General features: G+C 72.1%; 17 protein-coding genes and 1 tRNA gene. 12 read left to right on the forward strand and 6 right to left on the reverse strand.

The annotated features are described in order from the left end of the window. Positions 1 to 100 precede the first annotated feature (100 nt). The 9 genes from AC4MBH_RS10435 (at position 101) to AC4MBH_RS10475 (ending at position 10,831) form a co-directional block, all read left to right on the forward strand. A complete protein-coding gene (locus AC4MBH_RS10435; RefSeq protein ID WP_491794790.1) occupies positions 101 to 1,576 on the forward strand; it encodes an MFS transporter in 1,476 nt (491 codons plus the stop codon). Between the two features lie 307 nt (positions 1,577 to 1,883). After that, positions 1,884 to 2,465 (forward strand): DedA family protein, encoded by a 582-nt coding sequence (locus AC4MBH_RS10440; protein ID WP_491794791.1) that lies wholly within the window; start codon positions 1,884 to 1,886, stop codon positions 2,463 to 2,465. A gap of 194 nt (positions 2,466 to 2,659) precedes the next feature. Beyond that, on the forward strand, positions 2,660 to 3,439 hold the full coding sequence (locus AC4MBH_RS10445; protein ID WP_491794792.1) for a phosphatase PAP2 family protein: 780 nt from the start codon (positions 2,660 to 2,662) through the stop codon (positions 3,437 to 3,439). Between the two features lie 240 nt (positions 3,440 to 3,679). Then, the gene (locus tag AC4MBH_RS10450) at positions 3,680 to 5,893 is read left to right on the forward strand and encodes an MMPL family transporter (protein ID WP_491794793.1); all 2,214 of its coding nucleotides are present in this window, start codon (positions 3,680 to 3,682) and stop codon (positions 5,891 to 5,893) included. Between the two features lie 117 nt (positions 5,894 to 6,010). Continuing rightward, positions 6,011 to 7,237 carry a sensor histidine kinase gene (locus tag AC4MBH_RS10455; protein ID WP_491794794.1) on the forward strand — a complete coding sequence of 409 codons (1,227 nt, stop codon included), beginning with the start codon at positions 6,011 to 6,013 and terminating at the stop codon, positions 7,235 to 7,237. Beyond that, the gene (locus AC4MBH_RS10460; RefSeq protein ID WP_491794795.1) at positions 7,230 to 7,910 is read left to right on the forward strand and encodes a response regulator; all 681 of its coding nucleotides are present in this window, start codon (positions 7,230 to 7,232) and stop codon (positions 7,908 to 7,910) included. The genes AC4MBH_RS10455 and AC4MBH_RS10460 overlap by 8 nt, the downstream gene beginning before the upstream one ends. 483 nt (positions 7,911 to 8,393) lie before the next feature. Then, positions 8,394 to 9,596 (forward strand): MalY/PatB family protein, encoded by a 1,203-nt coding sequence (locus AC4MBH_RS10465; protein ID WP_491794796.1) that lies wholly within the window; start codon positions 8,394 to 8,396, stop codon positions 9,594 to 9,596. A gap of 65 nt (positions 9,597 to 9,661) precedes the next feature. Then, the gene (locus AC4MBH_RS10470; RefSeq protein WP_491794797.1) at positions 9,662 to 10,300 is read left to right on the forward strand and encodes a CGNR zinc finger domain-containing protein; all 639 of its coding nucleotides are present in this window, start codon (positions 9,662 to 9,664) and stop codon (positions 10,298 to 10,300) included. A 375-nt stretch (positions 10,301 to 10,675) separates the two neighbouring features. Further along, positions 10,676 to 10,831, forward strand: coding sequence for a hypothetical protein (locus AC4MBH_RS10475; RefSeq protein ID WP_491794798.1), 156 nt, complete (start codon positions 10,676 to 10,678; stop codon positions 10,829 to 10,831). Between the two features lie 56 nt (positions 10,832 to 10,887). Here the strand turns inward: AC4MBH_RS10475 and AC4MBH_RS10480 are convergent, their stop codons facing one another. The 6 genes from AC4MBH_RS10480 to AC4MBH_RS10505 form a co-directional block, all read right to left on the reverse strand. Next, a complete protein-coding gene (locus AC4MBH_RS10480) occupies positions 10,888 to 11,397 on the reverse strand; it encodes a hypothetical protein (protein WP_491794799.1) in 510 nt (169 codons plus the stop codon). Then, on the reverse strand, positions 11,394 to 11,891 hold the full coding sequence (locus tag AC4MBH_RS10485; protein WP_491794800.1) for a SigE family RNA polymerase sigma factor: 498 nt from the start codon (positions 11,889 to 11,891) through the stop codon (positions 11,394 to 11,396). The genes AC4MBH_RS10480 and AC4MBH_RS10485 overlap by 4 nt, the downstream gene beginning before the upstream one ends. A 161-nt stretch (positions 11,892 to 12,052) precedes the next feature. Continuing rightward, on the reverse strand, positions 12,053 to 12,640 hold the full coding sequence (locus AC4MBH_RS10490; protein WP_491794801.1) for a hypothetical protein: 588 nt from the start codon (positions 12,638 to 12,640) through the stop codon (positions 12,053 to 12,055). 224 nt (positions 12,641 to 12,864) lie between these two features. Then, a tRNA-Ala gene (locus AC4MBH_RS10495) sits at positions 12,865 to 12,937 on the reverse strand. A gap of 103 nt (positions 12,938 to 13,040) precedes the next feature. Continuing rightward, the gene (locus tag AC4MBH_RS10500; RefSeq protein WP_491794802.1) at positions 13,041 to 14,342 is read right to left on the reverse strand and encodes a hypothetical protein; all 1,302 of its coding nucleotides are present in this window, start codon (positions 14,340 to 14,342) and stop codon (positions 13,041 to 13,043) included. Next, complete coding sequence (locus AC4MBH_RS10505; RefSeq protein ID WP_491794803.1) at positions 14,339 to 14,845, reverse strand: RNA polymerase sigma factor; 507 nt, start codon at positions 14,843 to 14,845, stop codon at positions 14,339 to 14,341. Before AC4MBH_RS10505 ends, AC4MBH_RS10500 begins: the two co-directional genes overlap by 4 nt. A gap of 88 nt (positions 14,846 to 14,933) precedes the next feature. Between AC4MBH_RS10505 and AC4MBH_RS10510 the strand changes: the two genes are divergently transcribed. The 3 genes from AC4MBH_RS10510 to AC4MBH_RS10520 are packed head-to-tail and all read left to right on the forward strand — an operon-like array spanning position 14,934 to position 19,181. After that, positions 14,934 to 16,598 (forward strand): ABC transporter ATP-binding protein, encoded by a 1,665-nt coding sequence (locus AC4MBH_RS10510; RefSeq protein ID WP_491794804.1) that lies wholly within the window; start codon positions 14,934 to 14,936, stop codon positions 16,596 to 16,598. Beyond that, a complete protein-coding gene (locus tag AC4MBH_RS10515; protein ID WP_491794805.1) occupies positions 16,595 to 18,349 on the forward strand; it encodes an ABC transporter ATP-binding protein in 1,755 nt (584 codons plus the stop codon). The genes AC4MBH_RS10510 and AC4MBH_RS10515 overlap by 4 nt, the downstream gene beginning before the upstream one ends. 34 nt (positions 18,350 to 18,383) lie before the next feature. Next, positions 18,384 to 19,181, forward strand: a complete 798-nt coding sequence (locus tag AC4MBH_RS10520) for a siderophore-interacting protein (RefSeq protein ID WP_491794806.1) — start codon at positions 18,384 to 18,386, stop codon at positions 19,179 to 19,181. The last annotated feature ends 132 nt before the right edge of the window (positions 19,182 to 19,313 follow it).

Here is a 19,313-nt window from a genome sequence, read left to right on the forward strand (position 1 = left end):
CCGTCGTCGACGTACACCGATGCGTGTACCTGCGTTGAGGGTGCACTCATGCGTCCCGCGACATCGACCAGCTCCGTTGCCTATGAAAGGGCTGCATGACATGACCACGACAACGTCGTCCGCTGAGAAGGCGGACTCACTCCGGTACTGGGCGCTCGGCGTCATCCTGCTGGCACAGCTGATGGTCGTGCTCGATGCCTCGATCGTGACGGTCGCCGTTCCGTCGGCCCAGGCCGGCCTCGACATCTCCGTGGCTGACCGGCAGTGGATCTTCACCGCCTACACGCTCGCCTTCGGCAGCCTCCTGCTCCTGGGCGGCCGCATCGCCGACTACATGGGCCGAAAGCGGATCTTCGAGGTCGGGCTGGTGGGCTTCGCCGTTGCCTCGATCCTGGGCGGGATCGCTCAGAACCCCGAGACGCTCTTCGGCGCCCGCGCCCTCCAGGGCGCGTTCGCCGCACTGCTGGCCCCGGCGGCCCTCTCGCTGATCCAGGTGACGTTCACCGACACCAAGGAACGCGCCAAGGCCCTCGGCCTGTACGGCGCCATCGCCGGCGGCGCGATGTCGATCGGCCTGATCGCCGGCGGCATGCTGACCGAGTGGGCGTCGTGGCGATGGACCATGCTGGTGAACGTCCCCATCGCCGTCGTCGCACTCATCGGATCCCGCGTCGTCGTCCGCGAGAGCAAGGCAGAAGGCGACGCCCACTACGACGTCGCCGGCACCATCGCTGTCACGGCCGGACTCGTCTCCCTCGTCTACGGCTTCACGAAGGCCGAGTCGAACGGATGGGACTCCGGCACGACGCTGTCGTTCCTGGCCGTCGGCGCCGTCCTGCTGCTGGTGTTCATCGTCATCGAAGCCCGGAGCACGTTCCCCCTGCTGCCGCTTCGACTCCTCACCGATCGCACCCGAGGCGGCACGCTGCTGGCCATGCTGCTGACGATCGCAGCCCTGTTCAGCACGTTCCTCCTGCTCACCTTCTACCTGCAGGGCACCCTCGGCTACTCGGCGCTCAAGACCGGTCTCGCGTACCTTCCCTACTCCGTCGGCACCTTCGTCGGCGCCAGCATCGCAGGCACCCTCGTGTCGCGGATCGGACCGATGCCGCTCATGGTCACGGGCATGCTGCTCGGCGCCGCGGGTCTCGTGCTCTTCGCGCAGGTCGACGTCGACACGAGCTTCGTGGGCCTCATCCTGCCTGCCGAGATCGTCACCAGCCTCGGGCTCGGCTTGTCCCTGGTCGCGCTCACCTCGACCGCGCTCGCCGGGGTCGACCCCGCCGACGCCGGGGTAGCCGGCGCTCTCGTCAACACCACGCAGCAGATCGGGAGCTCTCTCGGCATCGCGGTCATGAACACGATCGCTGCCACGGCGACCGTCACCTACATCAAGGACCACGGTGGGGGCATGCAGGCCGAGGGAGTGGTGCACGGCTTCACCGTCGCGTTCCTGGTGGCGGCCGCCATCCTCGTGGCGAGCGCCCTCGTCGCGCTCACCTTCGTCCGTGTACGGCGCAAGGACGTCATCGACCACACGGACGAGGCCCTGGTCGACCTCTCCGAGGTCATCTGACACCCGCCCGCCACTACCGGACGTACTGCAGGCGCGGTACCGGGGATTGCTCCTCCAGCACGATGACGGCGGGCGGGGGTGCGGCCGATGGTGGTGACGTCGGGTCTCGCGCCGCGGACCTACGTCGTCGAGGGAGTGCCATGTCCACGTTGTCGTCCAGGGCCGGGCCATCCGGTCCCGGCCACCGAGGGGTCGTGGCGGTCACCCGGGCCGTGCCGACCGGGGTGTTCGTGCTCCTCCCTGCGAGATCAGCTGCGACGGTCCACGAGCACGTCGAGCGCGCTCCCGCACCAGGTGGGCCCGTCTCGTGAGCAGCCTGGTCCACGTCCTCCTCGGGGCGGTCATCGCGTTCGCCGAGGCCCTCCCCGGGGTCGGACTCGTCCTGCCCGGCGAGGTGGCCATCACTGGGCTGGCGGCCAGCCTCACGCCGGGGCAGAGCTGGGTCCTCATCGTCGCGGTCGCCCTGGGGGCCAGCCTCGGCGACCACCTCAACTACCTGCTCGGGCGCCGGTACGGCGCGCGGCTCGGACGGTCCCGGATCGTCCGGAGGTTGGGCCGGCACCACTGGGACCGCGCCCTGGACACCGTCCGCCGCCGCGGTGCATGGGCGTTGATCAGCACCCGTCTGGTCCCCGTGGTCCGAACGCTGATGTCTGGCGTGGCCGGAGCCTCCCAGATGCCCTACCGCCGGTTCGCGGTGGCGTCCTTGGTCGGATCGCTCCTGTGGTCCGCCGCATGGGTGGGCGCCGGAGCCGTGGTGAGCAGCGCTCTGGTCAACCCGCCGCTGTTGATCGCACTCCTGGCAGCGGTCCTCGGCCTGCTCGTCGTGAGAGCACGCCGCCGCCGACTGCTGGTGGCGCCGGCACGACGTAGCCCGTCGGCGCCGTGACGACGAGCCAGGCCTGCCTCCCTGCTCGTCGACGGTGCTCCTCCGACGCCTGAGCCCGGTACGGGTGACGCCCGACCGCATCCTGCACGTACCGCGGGAGGAGTAGACGCGGGACTGCGAAGCGACGACGACGCGACCCGCACCCGACGGGACGGTGTGGACAACCACCGTCACCAGCGTCCGAGGGGTCCCACATGATCGAGCTGTACGAGCCCACCAGGAGGCACGGCCACCGGGTCGGGGGAGCGCCGGGTTCCGCCGCCGAGCAGACGGCGCCCGGCACGGCGTGCCTGGGGTCCACCACCCGGCGACCCGGACGACGCGTGGTGCACGCCGCGGTCCTCGTCGTCGCGAGCCTCCTCCTGCTGACGGCGGCCGTGGCGAACGGCTGGACCACGGGACTCGACCAGTCCGGCCGACACCTCACCGGATGGGCTGGTGCGCAGGGCGTGGGGCCCGTCCTCCACCTCGTCGAGAGGACCTTCGACGGCTCCGCGACGCGACGCTGCGCAGCGGTGCTGGCCGCGGTCCTGCTGCTGTGTCGGGCCCCCCGGCTCGCGGTGCTGGCCCTGGCTGCGACCTGGGGGACGACGTACGCCACGACCGGCCTGAAGCGCCTGGTCGCCCGCGACCGGCCGGCCTGGCAGGTGGGCGAAGGCACCTTGGACAGCTTCGCGTTCCCCTCGGGGCACGCGTCCTCGGTCACCGCGCTGGTCGGGGTCCTGGTGGTGGTGGCGTGGACGTGTGCCGCCGGGAGCCCCGTCCGGCGGGCGATCACCGCTGCCGTCGGTGCGAGCGGCTCGGCTCTGGTCGCCCTCGTGGCCGCCGACCGTGTCCTCATGGGTCGCCACTACCCGGCCGACGTCCTGGGCGGCGTGCTGATCGGCAGCGGCGTCGTGCTCGCCCTGACGATGGTGCTGGGGCTGGCCGGCTCGTCACCGCCGTCGGCGAGCACCGCACGGCCGTCGCGCTGACGGGTCGAGCACGAACCGCCGACTCCGGGTGAGCCGCGCTCGCGGACGCGGTGTGGGACGGGTCGGGTCGCCCGCGTCGTGGACGCGACCGTCGGCCCGCCGTACTCCACGGTCCGCGGGACCTACCGCGACCGCGGTACCCGGGTTACTGCACCGGCACGAGGACGGAACGCCGCGGCGAAACCAGAGTGCTGACAACGGGGTTCGCGCCGCGGACTCACATCGTGAAGGAGCAACACCATGTCCAAGTTCTTGTCCCGAGTGGGGGCGTTCAGCGCCGGCCACCGCGGGGTGGTCGCAGTCGCCTGGGTCCTGCTCACCGGCGTCTTCGTGGTCCTGACCCTCAGCGGAGCCAAGTTCTCCGACTCGGCGTTCTCCATCGCGGGCGCAGAGTCGACGACAGCGCTCGCGACGATGCAGGACGAGTTCCCCGAGCGGGCGGACCCCGACGAGGGGGAGCTGCTGATCGTCGTCGAGGCGGCCGAGGGATCCTCGGTCACCACGCCGGAGTCGGTGGCGATGGTCGACGACCTCGTCGAGCGGGCGAAGGACGTGCCGGCAGTGGTGGACGCCGCCAGCCCCTTCGACGAACAACAGCCGTTCGTCTCGGAGGACGGCGCCGTGGCCGTCTCGACCCTGTCCGTGGCGTTGGAGGTCGACGGGGCCGAGGTCGACCAGGTCGAGGTCGAGAAGGACCTGCGTGCCGCCGCCGCTGACCTCACCGGGGCCGGGTTCACCATCGAGGTCGGAGGGGCCCTCGACGACGGGCCGCCCCAGATCCTCAGCATCACCGAGGCCATCGGGGCGCTCATCGCGTTCGTCGTCCTCCTCATCACCTTCGGGTCCCTGGTCGCAGCCGGCGCCAACATGCTCATGGCACTCGTCGGCGTCGCCGTCGGTGTGCTGGGCGTCCTCGGGTTCTCCTCGATCGGCAGCGGCATCCAGTCGACCACCCTGGTCCTGGCGGTCATGCTCGGACTGGCGGTCGGGATCGACTACACGCTCTTCATCCTGTCCAGGTTCCGCGACGAGCTGAGAGCAGGGGTCGACATCAAGACGGCGGTGGCTCGCGCGACCGGGACCGCCGGTTCGTCGGTCGTGGTGGCCGGCACCACCGTGGTCATCGCACTGGCCGGGCTCGCGGTGGTCCGGATCCCGTTCATCACCGAGATGGGACTCGGTGCCGCCTTCGGTGTCGTCGTGGCCGTGCTGATCTCCCTGACGGCGGTGCCCGCGATGCTGATGACGATGGGTCGCAAGGCCCTGCCGAAGAAGGAGCGCGACGGCACCGTCGACGTCGCCGTCGAGGCCGCCCCCCGCACGGAGGGCCGGACCGCGGCGGTGCTGTCGCGGTGGGTCAACCTGACCGTGCGCCGACCCGTCTCGGCCGTGCTCCTCGGCACCGCCTTCATCGCCGTCCTCGCCGCACCGGCCCTGTCCATGACGACCGAGCTGGACCCGCCGGGTGGGCCCGACCCGAAGAGCTCGCAGCGCGCGGCGTACGAGACCGTCAGCGCCAAGTTCGGTGCCGGTGAGCAGGACCCGCTGATCGTCCTCTTCGAGGGTGCCGACCCGGTCGGTGCCGCGGAGGCCGCCTCAGGCACGATCACCGCGGTCGACGACGTCGCGGACATCAGCCCGGTGCAGGTCTCCGAGAGCGGAACCACCGCGTTCGTCGCCGTCAGCTCGGCGTACGGCCCCACGGACGAGCGCACCAGTGCTCTCGTCGAGGATCTCCGCACGGAGCTGAAGGACGTCGCAGGCGCCACGGCTTCGGTGACCGGCCAGACCGCGGTCGACGTCGACGTCAACAAGCAGCTGTCCTCGGGCCTGGTCCTGTACCTCGCGCTCGTGATGGTGCTCTCGCTCATCCTGCTCGCCATGGTGTTCAGGTCGGTGGCGGTCCCCGTGCTGGCGACCGTCGGGTTCCTGATGTCGCTCGCTGCCGGACTGGGAGTCGCGACGGCGGTCTTCCAAGAGGGCTGGGGCGGTTCGCTGCTCGGCCTGGACGAGTCGAGGCCCATCGCCTCGCTGGTGCCGATCATCGTGGTCGGCGTGCTCTTCGGTCTCGCGATGGACTACCAGGTGTTCCTGGTCTCCCGCATCCACGAGGCCCACCGGCGCGGCCTCAGCACCCGGCAGGCAGTGATCCAGGGCTTCAAGTCCGCGTCGCCGGTCGTCATCGCCGCCGCGACGATCATGGCCGCGGTGTTCGCGGGGTTCGCCTTCAGCCACGACTCGATGGTGGCCTCGATCGGCCTCGCCCTGGCCGTGGGTGTCCTGGTCGACGCGCTGGTGGTCCGGATGATCCTGGTCCCCGCCGTTCTCGAGCTCATGGGCGAGGCGTCCTGGTGGATCCCCCGCTGGATGAACCGGGTCCTCCCGAACCTCGACGTGGAGGGCAGCAGCCTCGACGACGCCCCGGTGGCGGAGGAGCCCCAGCCGGTCGGCTGAGGGCCGAGCACGAAGGGTCGACGTCATCCCGCCCGGCTGGCGGTGAGTCCCGAGAGGGCTCGCCGCCGGTCGGCGTACATTCGATCCCACGACAACCAGGAAGGCCTCGGTCTACCGATGCAGCCATCGTCCGAGCCATCGGCGGCCCCACGGTCCCAGGCGTCACGGATCTCGGACCTGCGCAGCACCGACCCCTGGGTCGCCGCCCCCACGACGCTCGTCACCATCGCCCTCGTCGCCGGTCTCGTCGATTCCGGGTTGAGCGAGACCGAGAACCGGGTCTACCTCGGCGGGGTGCTCGTCCTCGGCATCCTCGGTCTGGTGTGGGCGCTCCGGCGCAGCTGGCTCGCCGTGGCCGTCGCCGCGCTGCTGGTCGCCCTCGAGGTCCGAGACCCGGCTCCCGGCGGGACCTGGGCCGTGGCCGGCGGGCTGCTCTTCCTCTTCGCGCTGCAGCGCCAGCGCCTGGACGCCGTGCTGGCCGGGCTCGCCTTCGCCGGGATCGGTGTCCTCGTGGACATGCCGTGGTCCAACGACGGAGTGAGCGGGGGCGTGTGGGGGATCCTGACCCTCGCGGCCGCCATGGTCGGCATCGGGCAGTGGGTCCAGGCCCAACGCCGCTACGTCGTCGCGGAGGTCGGCCGGCGACGCGAGGAGACCGAACGGCGCCGGGTCGAGATAGCACGTCACGTCGCCGAGGAGAGGTTGCGGATCGCTCGCGACCTGCACGACAGCGTCGCGCACCACATCGCGGTCGTGAACGTCCAGACGAACCTGGCCCGGGCGAGCCTGTCACGCTCGCCCGACGCTGCAGACCTGGCCCTGCAGAGCGTCCAGACCGCAGCGCGCGACGTCCTGTCCGAGCTGCAGATGGTGCTGGGGGTGCTGCGCGGTGACCCGGACACGGCCGACCTGCCCCACGAGGTGGAGCCCGAGCGGCTCCACGACCTCGCCGCGAGCTACCAGGAGATCGGGCTCGACATCGACGCGACGGGGCTCGACCTCTTCCCGAGGTTGGCGAACCAGACTCGCGCGGTGGTCTACCGCGTCCTCCAGGAAGCGCTCACGAACGCGCACCGCTACGGCGACGGACGCGTGACGCTGAGTCTCGGGGCAACCGCCGACGAGGGGCACCTCTCGGTGGCGGTGAGCAACACCTTCAAGCCCTCCGCCGTCGCCCTCGCGACCGGGGGAGGTCACGGGCTGCTGGGGATGGGTGAGAGGGTCCGTGACGTCGGCGGCTCGTTCCGCGCCGGCGTCGAGGGGCACGAGTTCGTGGTCCGCGCTCAGGTCCCCTGGACACCCAGCCCGGCGCCGAACCAGGTACAGGACACCCACCATGGCTGACATCAACGTGCTCCTCGTCGACGACCAGGCCATGATCCGTTCGGGCATCAGGGGCCTGCTCGAGCTCACCGACGGGATCGTCGTCGTGGGGGAGGCGAGCGACGGGCGCCACGCGCTGACCATGAACCGAGCGCTCAGCCCGGACCTCATCCTGCTCGACCTGCAGATGCCGGAGATGGACGGCATCCAGACGATTCGCGCCCTGCGGGCAGAGGGATCGACCGTGGCGATCCTGGTGCTGACGACGTTCGACAAGGACGACAACGTGCTGACGGCGCTGCACGCCGGTGCCAACGGGTTCCTCGGGAAGTCGGCCGACCGCGACGAGCTCGTCGAGTCCGTGCGATCGGTGGCCTCGGGGCGAGCCTTCCTGTCCGCCGTCGCGACCGACGCAGTGGTCCATCACCTGACGCGGGCCGGTGAGCGGGCGAGCACGCGGGTCGCCCGCTCCGACGAGGAGGCACGTCGGCTGGCGGAGCTGACCTCTCGCGAGCGGGAGATCGTCGTGCTGGTCGTACGTGGACTGTCCAACTCCGAGATCGCCGAGCACCTCTTCATCTCCTCCCTGACGGTCAAGACCCACGTCAACCGGGCGATGCGCAAGCTCCAGGTCTCCGACCGTGCGCAGCTCGTCGTCGCAGGCATGCGCGTCGGCCTGGGTGAGGCCGACTGACCACCGGAGGAGGTCAACGCCCTACCGGAGTGGCGACCGAACGGCGGGACACCGCAAGCCGGTCGTCCTCCTGCTTCGCGCGAGGTGCTCGGCTGGCGCGTCGCAAGACCCGAGTCCGCCCCACAGGCACCGTTCGGAGCGCGGGGATGACCCGGTCCGGGTCCTCGGGGTCATGGATCTCGGTCGCCCTCGGCGAAGGCGGTGACGCCCTCACCGACCTTGCCGAGGTCTCTCCAGGCCCCGGTGTGGACGTCTCGGCGTGCTCGCGTAGCCACTGGGGATCCGTTGACACCTCTGTTCTCGACACCTATGGTCCTATAACCGTTGAAAACGGTTTCAACAGTTACGCCGTGATGCCCGCCTCGACCTCGACCACCCCGCGCCACCTTCCTGGCTCGAATCCACTGCGGACCAGTGAGCGCTGGCCGCACGCCTCAGGTCGCCCGTGCCACGCGCCCGTCAACGACCAGCCAGGAGATTGCGATGGACTCGACGGCCCAAGCGGCTCGAACCCTGCAACAGCTGACCCAGCGTCGGAGTGAGAAGTGGGACCTCGTCGAACCCGGGGTCGTGGCCTCCACCGTCGCCGAGATGGACTTCCCCGTAGCACCCGCCATCACCGAAGCGCTGGGACGAGCTCTGGCTCGCCACGACCTGGGGTACGCCCACACCGCAACGAACGAGCTGCGTTCCTCGTTCACCGGGTTCGCCAAGCGGCGGTTGGACTGGGACGTGGATCCCGGACAGCTGACCCTCGTCCCGGACGTGATGGTCGGAATCATCGAGGTCGCCCGCCTGCTCGCCTCGACCCGCGCTCCCGTCTCCTTCGCGTCGCCCTGCTACCCGCCCTTCAGCCGCGAGCTGCCAGACGCGGGCATCCGTACTCGACGGGCGCCGCTGAGCACCACCGGTGTCGTGGATCTCGACGAGGTGGAACGCCACTTCAGAGCGGGCACGAGGGTCTTCCTCCTGGCCAACCCTCACAACCCCACCGGGCGCGTTGCTGACCGCGACGAGCTCGCCGCCCTGGCGGACCTCGTCGCTCGCTACGACGGTTGGGTCATCGCCGACGAGATCCACGCGCCCCTCGTTCTCCCCGGGAGCACCCACACGCCGTGGCTCGAGGTGTCCGACCACGCACGCGAACACGGGGTGGCCGTCACGTCAGCCTCCAAGGCCTTCAACATCGCTGGCCTCAAGGCCGCGCTGATCGTCACCGCGTCGGAGCGCGCCGGCAGGCGGATGAAGGACCTCCCCTACATGGGCGAGCGCAGCGGGCTGCTGGGCGTGCTTGCCGCTGAGGTCGCTTTCGCGGACTGCGACGACTGGCTCGACGGCACCTTGGACACACTCGCCCGGAACCGGGACCTGCTGGTCCGTCAGCTGCACGACCGGCTGCCCGCCGTCACCTGGACGCCACCCCAGGCGAGCTACCTCGCGTGGCTGGACTGCTCGGGGCTCGGACTCCCGCAAGAACCCGCCGACTTCTTCCTCGAGAACGCGCGCGTGGCACTGGGTCGGGGCACGGACTACGGGCCGGAGAGCCGTGACTTCGCCAGGCTGAACTTCGGCACCCACACCGAGATCGTCGTCGAGATGATCGACCGTCTCGCGACCAGCCTGGACGACCGACGCCACGGCGAACCTCCCGACCCGGAGACCGCCGCGACTCCGGCCGAAGGGTGAAGCGAACGATCCGCGTCCCGCGCATGCGCGTCCGAAGGTCCCTTCGCTCCATGTACCGTCAGAGCGTGGGATCGATCGACGGCGGACCGGTCCCATCGGACGCACTCGCCGACCTGCCTCGCGTGGGCGGTTTGCTCAGCCTCGACTTCGCCAACACCATCGACCCGCGTCACGGACCAGTCCGCACCGAGTACCTCCACTCCTACGACGCACTCGTGAACTGGGCCGGCTGGGTCGGCGTGCTTCAACCCCAGCGGGCGGAACAGCTGCTCCGCGAGGTGGGCGCTCGGCCTCGAACGACGCAACGAGTGTGGCGGGAGGCGCTCGAGCTCCGCGGCCATGTCCATCAGCTCCTGCGTCCCAGCGGACCTGACGACGCCGTCGCTTCCGCCGAGTACCTCGATCACTGCTACCGAGCAGCCTCCCAGCATCGAAGGCTCACCCACCGCGATGGCACGTTCGCGCTCGAGTGGGACTCGTCAGCATGTCCGGACGCGCCGCTGTGGCCGGTCGTCATGGACGCTGTCGAGACGGTCGCCGACCAGCGCCGTCGCTCCCGCATCCGAGAATGCGACGGCCACAACTGCGGCTGGTTGTTCCTGGACACCAGCAAGAGCGGGCGCCGACGGTGGTGCAGCATGGAGATCTGCGGAAACCGAGCGAAGGCGGAGAGATACCGGCGCCGCCAGCCCGCCCCGTCCTGACGACCCCGCGAGCCCCTGAGGACCACCAGCTCGGGAACCTCGACTCCCGAACGTGCCGACCAGGTAGGGGGAGTGAGGGCCCGGCGCGCCCGGGGGCGAGCGGGGGGTGGTGGAGCTGGACGACGCCGGCGTGATCCCGAGTGCGGATCCGCCCTGGAATGACGAAACCGCAGGTCGGGGGCGACCTGCGGTCCGGTGGATCGGGGTGGAGCTGAGGGGATTCGAATTCCTGACCTTCTCATTGCGAATGGGACGCAGATAGGCTGATTGACTCGGTGACCTCGCACAACACCAGGTCAGACCCAAGATGTCGGTAGTGCCACCTACGCTGCACATGGGTTTCACGATGGGTTCATAGGCACGAAGGGGACGGCCGTGGCACAGGCCAAGAAGGCTCGCCGCCAGTACGGCACCGGCGGCATCAGCAAGCGGAGCGACGGCCGCTGGGTCGGACGCATCGAGGCCGGCTACCTCGCCAAGTTGGTCAGACCTTCTGGATCAGCGCGGCCGGCAGCCAGTCCTGGACGGTGAGGCAGTCGCCGTCGACCCAGCGGCGGTAGATGCCGTCGACCCTCCCGGTGAGCGTCCTATTCAGAGCAGTAAAGGACGGAATCTACGAGGAAGTCCGGGGAATCGAGGAATGTGAGAAGGGCAACGGCGGTCCCATCCGGGCGCAATACGAAAGCGCCTTGCTTGCCGGGTTGCACCGCGTAGTCACTTCCCGCATAGGGGCTGCGCTCGAGCCACGACTCGACAGCGAGTTCCGGCGTCGCGAAGCCGTCCGGGACGACGGCCCTGTAGCCGCCGGGTGCTTCGAGCATCTCGTTGGAGGGGCAGGTCAGCGAGGTGGGGGTCACGCCTGCCGCGGTCGGGCTATCAGCTGCGACCGGTGCACGCGCTGAGCCATCCCGGGCTGCGTCGACTAGGACCGGCGTCAGGATGACGCCGCTGAGCGCCACCACCCCAGTGAGACCGATTCCGATCCGGCGGCGCCGCTGGCGCCTACAACTGAGAGTCACGACTTTCTCCGACATGGTGGAGAGGTCGGGGGGCTCAGGAATTCCTCGTTCGAGGAGTTCGGGCAAGTCGTGTGTCATAGGGACTCCTGTGGGTTCAAGCCAGCGTCGAGAAGGCCGGTACGTCGGAGCCCGACCAGCGCCCGGTGGTGATGGGTTTTCACGGACCCGACCGAGCAGCGAAGAAGATCGGCTGTTTCCCGCTCGGTCAGATCCTCGAAGTACCTCAGGGTGATCACGGCCCGTTGGCGGGGCGTGAGGGTGCCGAGGGCTCGACGCAAGTCGAGCGAGAGGTCGATATCGATAGCCGACTGGGGTTGGTCAGGAACCTGGTCCGCCACCTCACCAGTCCAACGCCGTCCACGCCAGGAGAGGTACGTCGTGAACAGGGCCCGCCTCACGTAGGCCTCGAACGACCCGCCTGCCGAGACTCGTTGGAAGTGGGGCCACGCCTTGACCAGCGCTGTTTGGACGAGGTCCTCGGCTGTTGCGCCGTCGCCAGTCAACAACCAAGCGCTGCGCCAAAGCGCCGGGCCGCGTGACGCGACGAACTCGCTGAACCCGTCAACGGTCACCACCCACCTCCCTCCCGGGGTCTCAACCTGTCTAACTCGGTGAGCGGCACGTTCGGTTGACGACCAGCGGTAAGCTTCGAGGCCGCTCGATACTGGACCACATTCAGTTAGCACAGAGCCATCGAAGGTGCTGCAGGCCGACACCCAGGGCAGCGGCCGCCTCACGCGCCGGCACCCATGCCGCCGGGGGAGGGTCTGCGATGGCGCTCGCGGAGCTCACCCGGCACCTCGCAGTCGACGCTGACGAGGCCGAGGCGGGCCGTGTCATCGGCTACCTTGCCGCGGTCGCCAACGAGACCGACTCTGAGCAGCAGGTGCCGGGCGCGCCGGAGGACGACGGCTAGTTGTCGGTACCGCGTGGCAAGGTCCGGGTTCTGGTAGCGGCGACCTACATGGGGTGGCGCCGGCCAGCGGAGAAGACCGAGAGCCACGGGCAATGTCGCGGCGTTGAGGCAGGAAAGGCTGAAGCACCATTCCAGCACCGCGCCGACCTGGGCATCGACGCCGTGTGGGACTCGCTCCCCGGCGACCGCCACGGTGACCACCACCTCGACGGGGACCGGATGGTCCTTGACCACCGCCTGACCCGTCGCCAGACCATCTCCTGACTCGCGCACGAGCTCGGCCACCAGGCGTTCGGCGATCGCTGCTCCACGCGGCCGGTCGAGGAGCGCGCATGGGAGTACGCCGCGGCGTTCCTGATCGACCCGGCCGACTACCGCGCCGCCGAGGACATGGTCGGCCACCACGCCGCGGCGCTGGCCTCAGAGCTCGAGGTGACACCCAAGGTGATCACGGCCTGGCGCCAATGGTGGTCCAAGCGGGGTCGGTTCCTGGGCGACGATCGCCTCGAGGGCGACGCGTAGGCGAACGCGACTGGGGTTTCACCTTGGGTCTCAAACCCGCTGAGACGGGTCCGGCAACAAGAAGCCCCTGACCGCATCACTGCTGGTCAGGGGCTGTGCGGTTCCGGTGGAGCTGAGGGGATTCGAACCCCTGACCTTCTCATTGCGAACGAGACGCGCTACCAACTGCGCCACAGCCCCGGAGCGTCCCACGAGGTCGTACGACGCGAGGCGCAACGGTAGCACCCGGACCGGCGCCGTCCGAACTCGGCGACCGGCGGTGCCGCGGCCGGCCCGGGTCGGGTCAGCGCGGCTCGACCGGGATGCCGACGTCGCCGACGAAGGCGGCGAGGTCGGCCGGGGTGGAGCTCTCGGGCACCCGGTCGAAGGTCCACCAGGCGGTGACGCCGTCGTCGCGGACGAAGGCGGCCGACACGAAGCCGTCCGGCTGACGGAGGACGACGACGCCGTCGTCGACCGGCACCTCCTCGCAGGACTCGTCGTCGGTGGTGCACGTGCCCAGGCCGAGGGCCTCGTCCAGGTCTTCCTCGGCCTCGCGGGAGAAGGCGAGGGTGAGCCGGGCCTCGGCGTCGCCGGCCCCGGGGATCGGCAGCTGCACCGTGCCGCCGGTCCACGGCTGACGGGTGGGGGCGAAGACGCCGTTCAGGAACACCGACGACGGGCCGAGCCCGAGATCGGCCGACCACCCGGCCGCGAGGGTGCGCAGCCGGACCAGGTCGGCGCGCATCGTGGCGTCGGGCCCGGGCGCGACGTCGTGGCGCGGCCACGGCTGGTCGAGGTCGGTGGCCTGCACCCGCAGCGCCTCGCCCGAGGCGAGGGCCTCGGCCGGCTCGGACCGGTAGAGCACGGGCAGGGTGCCGACGACCCGGACCGTCACGTCGTCGAGGTCGACCTGCGCCGTGCCCACCATCTCCGACCCCTGTGGCCCTTCCTTGCCGGTGCTGACCGTCCGACCGGTGTCGGAGGTGGTGCGCGGGTCGAGGCAGTCGGCCCACCCGAAGCACGACGCGAAGTCGTTGAGGTAGGGCGAGCGGGTCCACCACGACTCGAGGTGGAGGTAGCCCCGCCCGGCGACCTCGAAGCGCAGCGACGCCTGCGGGCTGACCTCGGTCGGTGCCCGCCAGTCGCTGTAGTCCTCGCCGGGGATCGGGTCGGTCGGGCCCTGCGGCGCGTCCCGCGGCCACACCCGCTCCCACGTGACGTCGCGGCCGGGGTAGAGCTCCTCGAGCCGTCGGGTCATCTCCCCGGCGATCCGCCGCTCGCCGGCGTCGGTGAGGTGCAGGTCGGGGACCGGGAAGCCGGTGGGCGCTGTCGTCGACGGCGCGACCGGCTGCTCGTCGGTGCCGGCGGACCCGAGGAGTCCGGGGCCGGCGATCGCGAGGGTCGCGGCGATCCCGGCGACGGCAGCAGCCGCCGCGCCCACCGTCGTACGACGCCGTCGCACCCGGCGCCGACCGGCGGCCTCGAGGGCGGCCGTCGAGGCCCCGTCGACCCAGTCGACACCGTGGTGCGGGCCGGTGGCGACGAGCCGCTCGAAGACCGCTCGGACGTCGTCGTACGTGTCGTGGGTGTCGTGACCGGTCACGGTCGCTCCTCCAGCATCTCGGCGGCGGCCATCCGCTCGCGCATCGCGCGGACGCCGTGGTGGGTGAGGCTCTTGACGGTCCCCTCGGAGCAGCCGAGGGCGCGGGCGGTGTCGTGCACGCTGAGGTCCTCCCAGAACCGCAGCACCAGGCAGGCCCGCTGCCGCGGCGCCAGCGTCGCGAGCACCGCCAGGAGGTGCTCGCGCTCGCTGCCGGGCTCCTCGGCCAGGGCTCGCTCCGGTACGTCGGCCACGAGCAGCACCGGGCGCCGTCGCCGACGGCGCAGCTCGTCGAGCCACAGCCGGGTGATCGTGGTGGCCACCCACGCCCGCACCGAGCCGTCGCGCTCGAGCCGCCCCCAGGCGCCGTACAGCCGGACCATCGCCTGCTGGGCGAGGTCGTCGGCCTCGGTCCAGTCGCCGCACATCAGGTACGCCGCGCGCCGCGCCCGCGGCAGCTCGGTCGCCACGCAGTCGCTGAACCCGTCGGGTCCGGTCCTGGTCATCGAGACCTCCTCGACCCTTCTACACGCCGCCGGGCGCCGAGAGGTTGCCGTCGTCGGGCACGAGATCGAGTGAGGCTACCCTTACCCGGTGAGGGGGACGGGTCCGGGCGCAGTCGTGCGCCTGGGGTTCCGCCGCTCCCGCGGTGGCCTCGCGGCGTGCACCGCGATGATCTGCGTGCACCAGGTCTGCGAGGCCACGACCCCGGTGATCGTGGGGCTGGCGATCGACAACGCGATCGTCCCGGGCTCGGTGTCCAAGGTGCTGGTCTGGGTCGCCGTCCTCGCCGGGGTGTACGTCGTCCTCTCGGCGTGCGGAAACGGCGCGGGACCCGTCGGGGCCCGGGCCGCGACCCGCGCCGAGCACGACCTGCGGCAGCGCATCGTGGCCCGGCTGCTCGACCCGCGCGGCACGACGAGGCCGCAGTCGACCGGGTCGGCGCTGAGCATCGCCGGCTCCGACGCCGAGAAGGTGGGCCAGACGGTCGAGGTGGCGGCGGTCGGCGTCAGCGGCCTCGTGGCGCTGCTGGTCGCCTCGGCCGCACTGCTCTGGACCTCGGTGACGCTGGGGCTGGTGGCGCTGGGCTGCGTCGCGGTCGCGGTGTTCGTCGTGCCGCTGCTCTCACGGCCGATCCAGGAGCGCAGCGCCGCCCAGCAGCAGGCCGCCGCCGACAGCTCCGGCCTCGCCGTCGACCTCGTCGAGGGCCTGCGGGTGCTGCACGGGCTGGGCGCCCAGCGGCACGCCGCCGACCGCTTCCGCGCCTCGAGCCAGGCCGCGCGGCACGCCCGCACCCGGGCCGGCACCGCCCAGGCCGCCCTCGACGGGGTGACCCTGGTGATCGCCGGGTTCCTGCTCGTCGCGGTCGCCGGCGTCGGCGCCCACCTCACGGTGGAGGGGCAGATCACCGCCGGCGAGCTCGTCGCCGGCGTCGGCCTCGCGCAGTTCCTGGTCGGGCCCGTGACGCGGCTGTCCTGGGCCGCCTCCGGATTCGCCACCGTGCGTGCCTCGGCGCAGCGCATCGCCGACCTGCTCGACGCGCCGTACGCCGTCGACGACGCCGCCGCCGCGCGCAGCGGGACCGCCCCGACCGGCGGCGGGTTGCGGGTCACCGGCCTCACCGGTGACCACCTCGCCGGCCTCGACCTCGATCTCGCCCCCGGCGAGCTGGTCGGCCTGGTGTGCGACGACCTCTCGGCCCGCCGCGAGCTGCTCGACGCGCTCGCCCGGCGCCACGACCCCGTGTCGGGGACCGTCCTGGTCGGCGGCGTGCCCACCCACGACCTCGCGCTGGACGACCTGCACCGCGCGGTCGTCGTCGTGCCCCACGAGGCCGCGCTCTTCACCGAGGCGCTGGCCGACGTCGTCGGCGACGTGCCCGGCCCGGCGCTGGCCGCCGCGCGGGCCGACGACGTCGCCGCCGCCCTGGTCGACGGCGGGTCGCGCCACCACGGCACCACCCTGTCCGGCGGCCAGCGCCAGCGGCTCTCCCTGGCCCGCGCCCTCGCCGCCGACCCGCCCGTGCTCGTGCTCGACGACCCCACCACCGCGCTCGACGCCGTCACCGAGGCCGAGGTGGCCGCGGGCCTGCACGCGCTCCGCGCCGGACGGCGTACGACGCTCGTGGTGACCTCGAGCCCCGCCGTCCTCGCCGTCGCCGACCGGGTGGCGCTCGTCGCCGACGGCCGCGTCGTCGCCACCGGCACGCACGCCGGGCTCGCCGACGACGAGCGGTACGCCGCCGCGGTGCTGGCGTGAGCACGATCGAGACCCAGGCGCTGCCCGTCGCCACGGCCGCCCAGGCCCGGCGGCAGCTCGCGGTCGCCGTCCGTCCCGACCGCCGCGGTGCGGTCGTCGCGGTGGCGCTGCTGCTGGCGACCACCGTCGCCGGCCTGGTGATCCCGCCGGCGCTCGGTCGCCTGGTCGACATCGCCCAGGCCGGCGGCCCCAGCAGCGAGCTCACCGGGCCGCTGGTCGTGCTCGGGCTGGCGGTGGTGGCACAGGGCGTGCTGGCGGCGTTCGGCCGCGCGATGCTCAGCCGGGTCGGCGAGGCCGCGCTCGCCCGGCTGCGCGAGACGGTGCTCGACCGCGCGCTCGGGCTGCGCCAGGAACGCCTCGAGCAGGGCGGCACCGGCGACCTGGTCAGCCGCGTCGGCGACGACGTCGACCGGGTCAGCGATGCGTTGCGCCAGGGCTTCCCCGAGTTCCTCTTCTCCGCCCTCACCGTGGCGCTCACGGTGGTCGGTCTCGCGGTGATCGACTGGCGCTTCGCCCTGGCCGGACTGGCGGCGCTGCCGTTCCAGGCGCTGGCCGGCCGGCTCTACCTGCGGGTCAGCCCGCCGCTGTACGCCGCCGCCCGCCGCGCCGAGGGCGTCCGCTCCCAGCAGCTCGTCGAGACCCTCGGCGGGCTGCGCACGGTGCAGGCGCTGCTGCTCGGCCCGCGGCACCTCGACCGGGTCGCCGTCCGCTCCGAGGCCGCGCGGCGCGCCCACCTCGACGCCGTCGACAAGAGCGCCTGGTTCTTCTGCCGCATCCACGTGGGCGAGCTCGTCGGCACGGCCACGGTCCTGGTGGTCGGCGCGGTGCTCGTCGGCGACGGGTCGGCGACCGTCGGCGAGGCGACCGCCGCGGCGCTGTACTTCCTGCGGCTCTTCGACCCGATCAGCCTGCTCCTGGTGCTCCTCGACGAGGTGCAGAGCGCCACCGCGTCGCTGGCGCGGCTCGCCGGCGTGGCCATGATCGACGACCCCGAGCCCGAGGGCGCGCCACCGCCGGCGGCGCCGGTGCTGCGGGTGCGCGGCGTCCGGTTCGCCTACGCCGGCGGCGACGACGTGCTGCACGGCGTCGACCTCGACGTCGCCGCCGGCGAGCACGTCGCCGTCGTCGGGTCGAGCGGGGCCGGCAAGACGACCCTGGCGGCGCTGGTCGCCGGCATCCACGAGCCGCGCGCCGGCACCATCGAGATCGGTGGGTCCTCGGTGGCCGCGCTCGGCCGCGCGGAGCTCGCCGAGCACGTGACGCTGGTCAGCCAGGAGGTGCACGTCTTCGCCGGGTCGGTCGCCGACGACCTGCGCCTGGCGCGGCCCGACGCCACCGACGACGACCTGGTCGCCGCCCTCGACCTGGTCGGGGCGCTCGGCTGGGTGCGCGCCCTGCCCGAGGGGCCGGCCACCCGGGTCGGCAGCGGCGGGCTCGCCCTCAGCCCGGTCCAGGCCCAGCAGCTCGCGCTGGCCCGCCTGGTGCTCCGCGACGCCGACGTCGCGGTGCTCGACGAGGCCACCGCCGAGGCCGGCAGCTCCGGCGCCCGGGTGCTCGAGGCCGGCATGCGCCGGGCCCTGCGCGGCCGCACCGCCCTCCTCGTCGCCCACCGCCTCACCACCGCCGCCGAGGCCGACCGCGTCGTCGTCCTCGAGCACGGCCGGGTCGTCGAGGACGGCCCGCCCGCCGAGCTCGCCGCCGGCGACGGCCCCTACGCCCGGCTCTGGGCCGCCTGGTCGGCCCATCGCTAGCGTCCCCACCAGTCCCCGACAGATCGGACACCCCATGTACGGCGAGGTCATCACGACCGAGGTCCTGACCCCCCAGCTCGTCCGCGTCGTCCTCGGCGGCGCCGGGCTCGACGGGTTCGCGGCCCCCACCGACAGCGACTCCTACGTCAACGCACAGTTCCTCCCCGACGACGCGCCGTACGACGTGCCGTTCGACGACGACGCCGTGCGCGACCTGCCGCGCGAGCAGCGGCCCTACCCGCGCCGCTACACCGTGCGTCGCTGGGACGTCGAGCGGCGGCAGCTCACCCTCGACTTCGTGGTGCACGGCGACGTCGGCCGCGCCGGCCGCTGGGCCCAGCGCGCCGTGCCCGGCGACCGGCTGCAGCTGCGTGGCCCCGCCGGTGGCTGGACCCCGCACCCCGACGCCGACACCTACCTCCTGGTCGGCGACGAGAGCGCCCTGCCCGCGATCGCGGCGTCGGCCGAGGCGGTGCCGGCCGGTCGGCCGGTGGTCGCGGTGGTCGAGGTGGAGGACCCCGCGGGCGAGGTCCCGCTGACCTCGCCCGGCGATCTCACGGTGGTGTGGGTGCACCGCGCCGGCGCCGACCGCCCGCTCGAGGACCTGCTCCCGGCCGCCGTCGCCGACCTCGCGCTCGAGGGCGTCGTGAGCGCCTTCGTGCACGGCGAGGCCGTGGCCACCCGCGCCGTACGCCGACAGCTGCTGGAGCGCGGCGTCGTGGACCGGCAGCACCTCTCGTGCTCGCCGTACTGGCGCCGCGGCATGGACGACGAGGAGTGGCGCGCGGTCAAGGGTGCCTGGACGCGCGAGGTGGAGACCGACGTCCCGTAGCCGGGCGGGCCGGGGGAGCGGTGAGGTGAGGACCGAAGTGCCCGGGTGAACGGTCCCAGGGTCACCGCCCTCACCGCGACCCACCGCGTCCCCGAAATCCCGGACGCCGCCCGGATGCCGTGACAGCATCGG

The organism is Nocardioides sp. WJ219, from assembly GCF_058559815.1.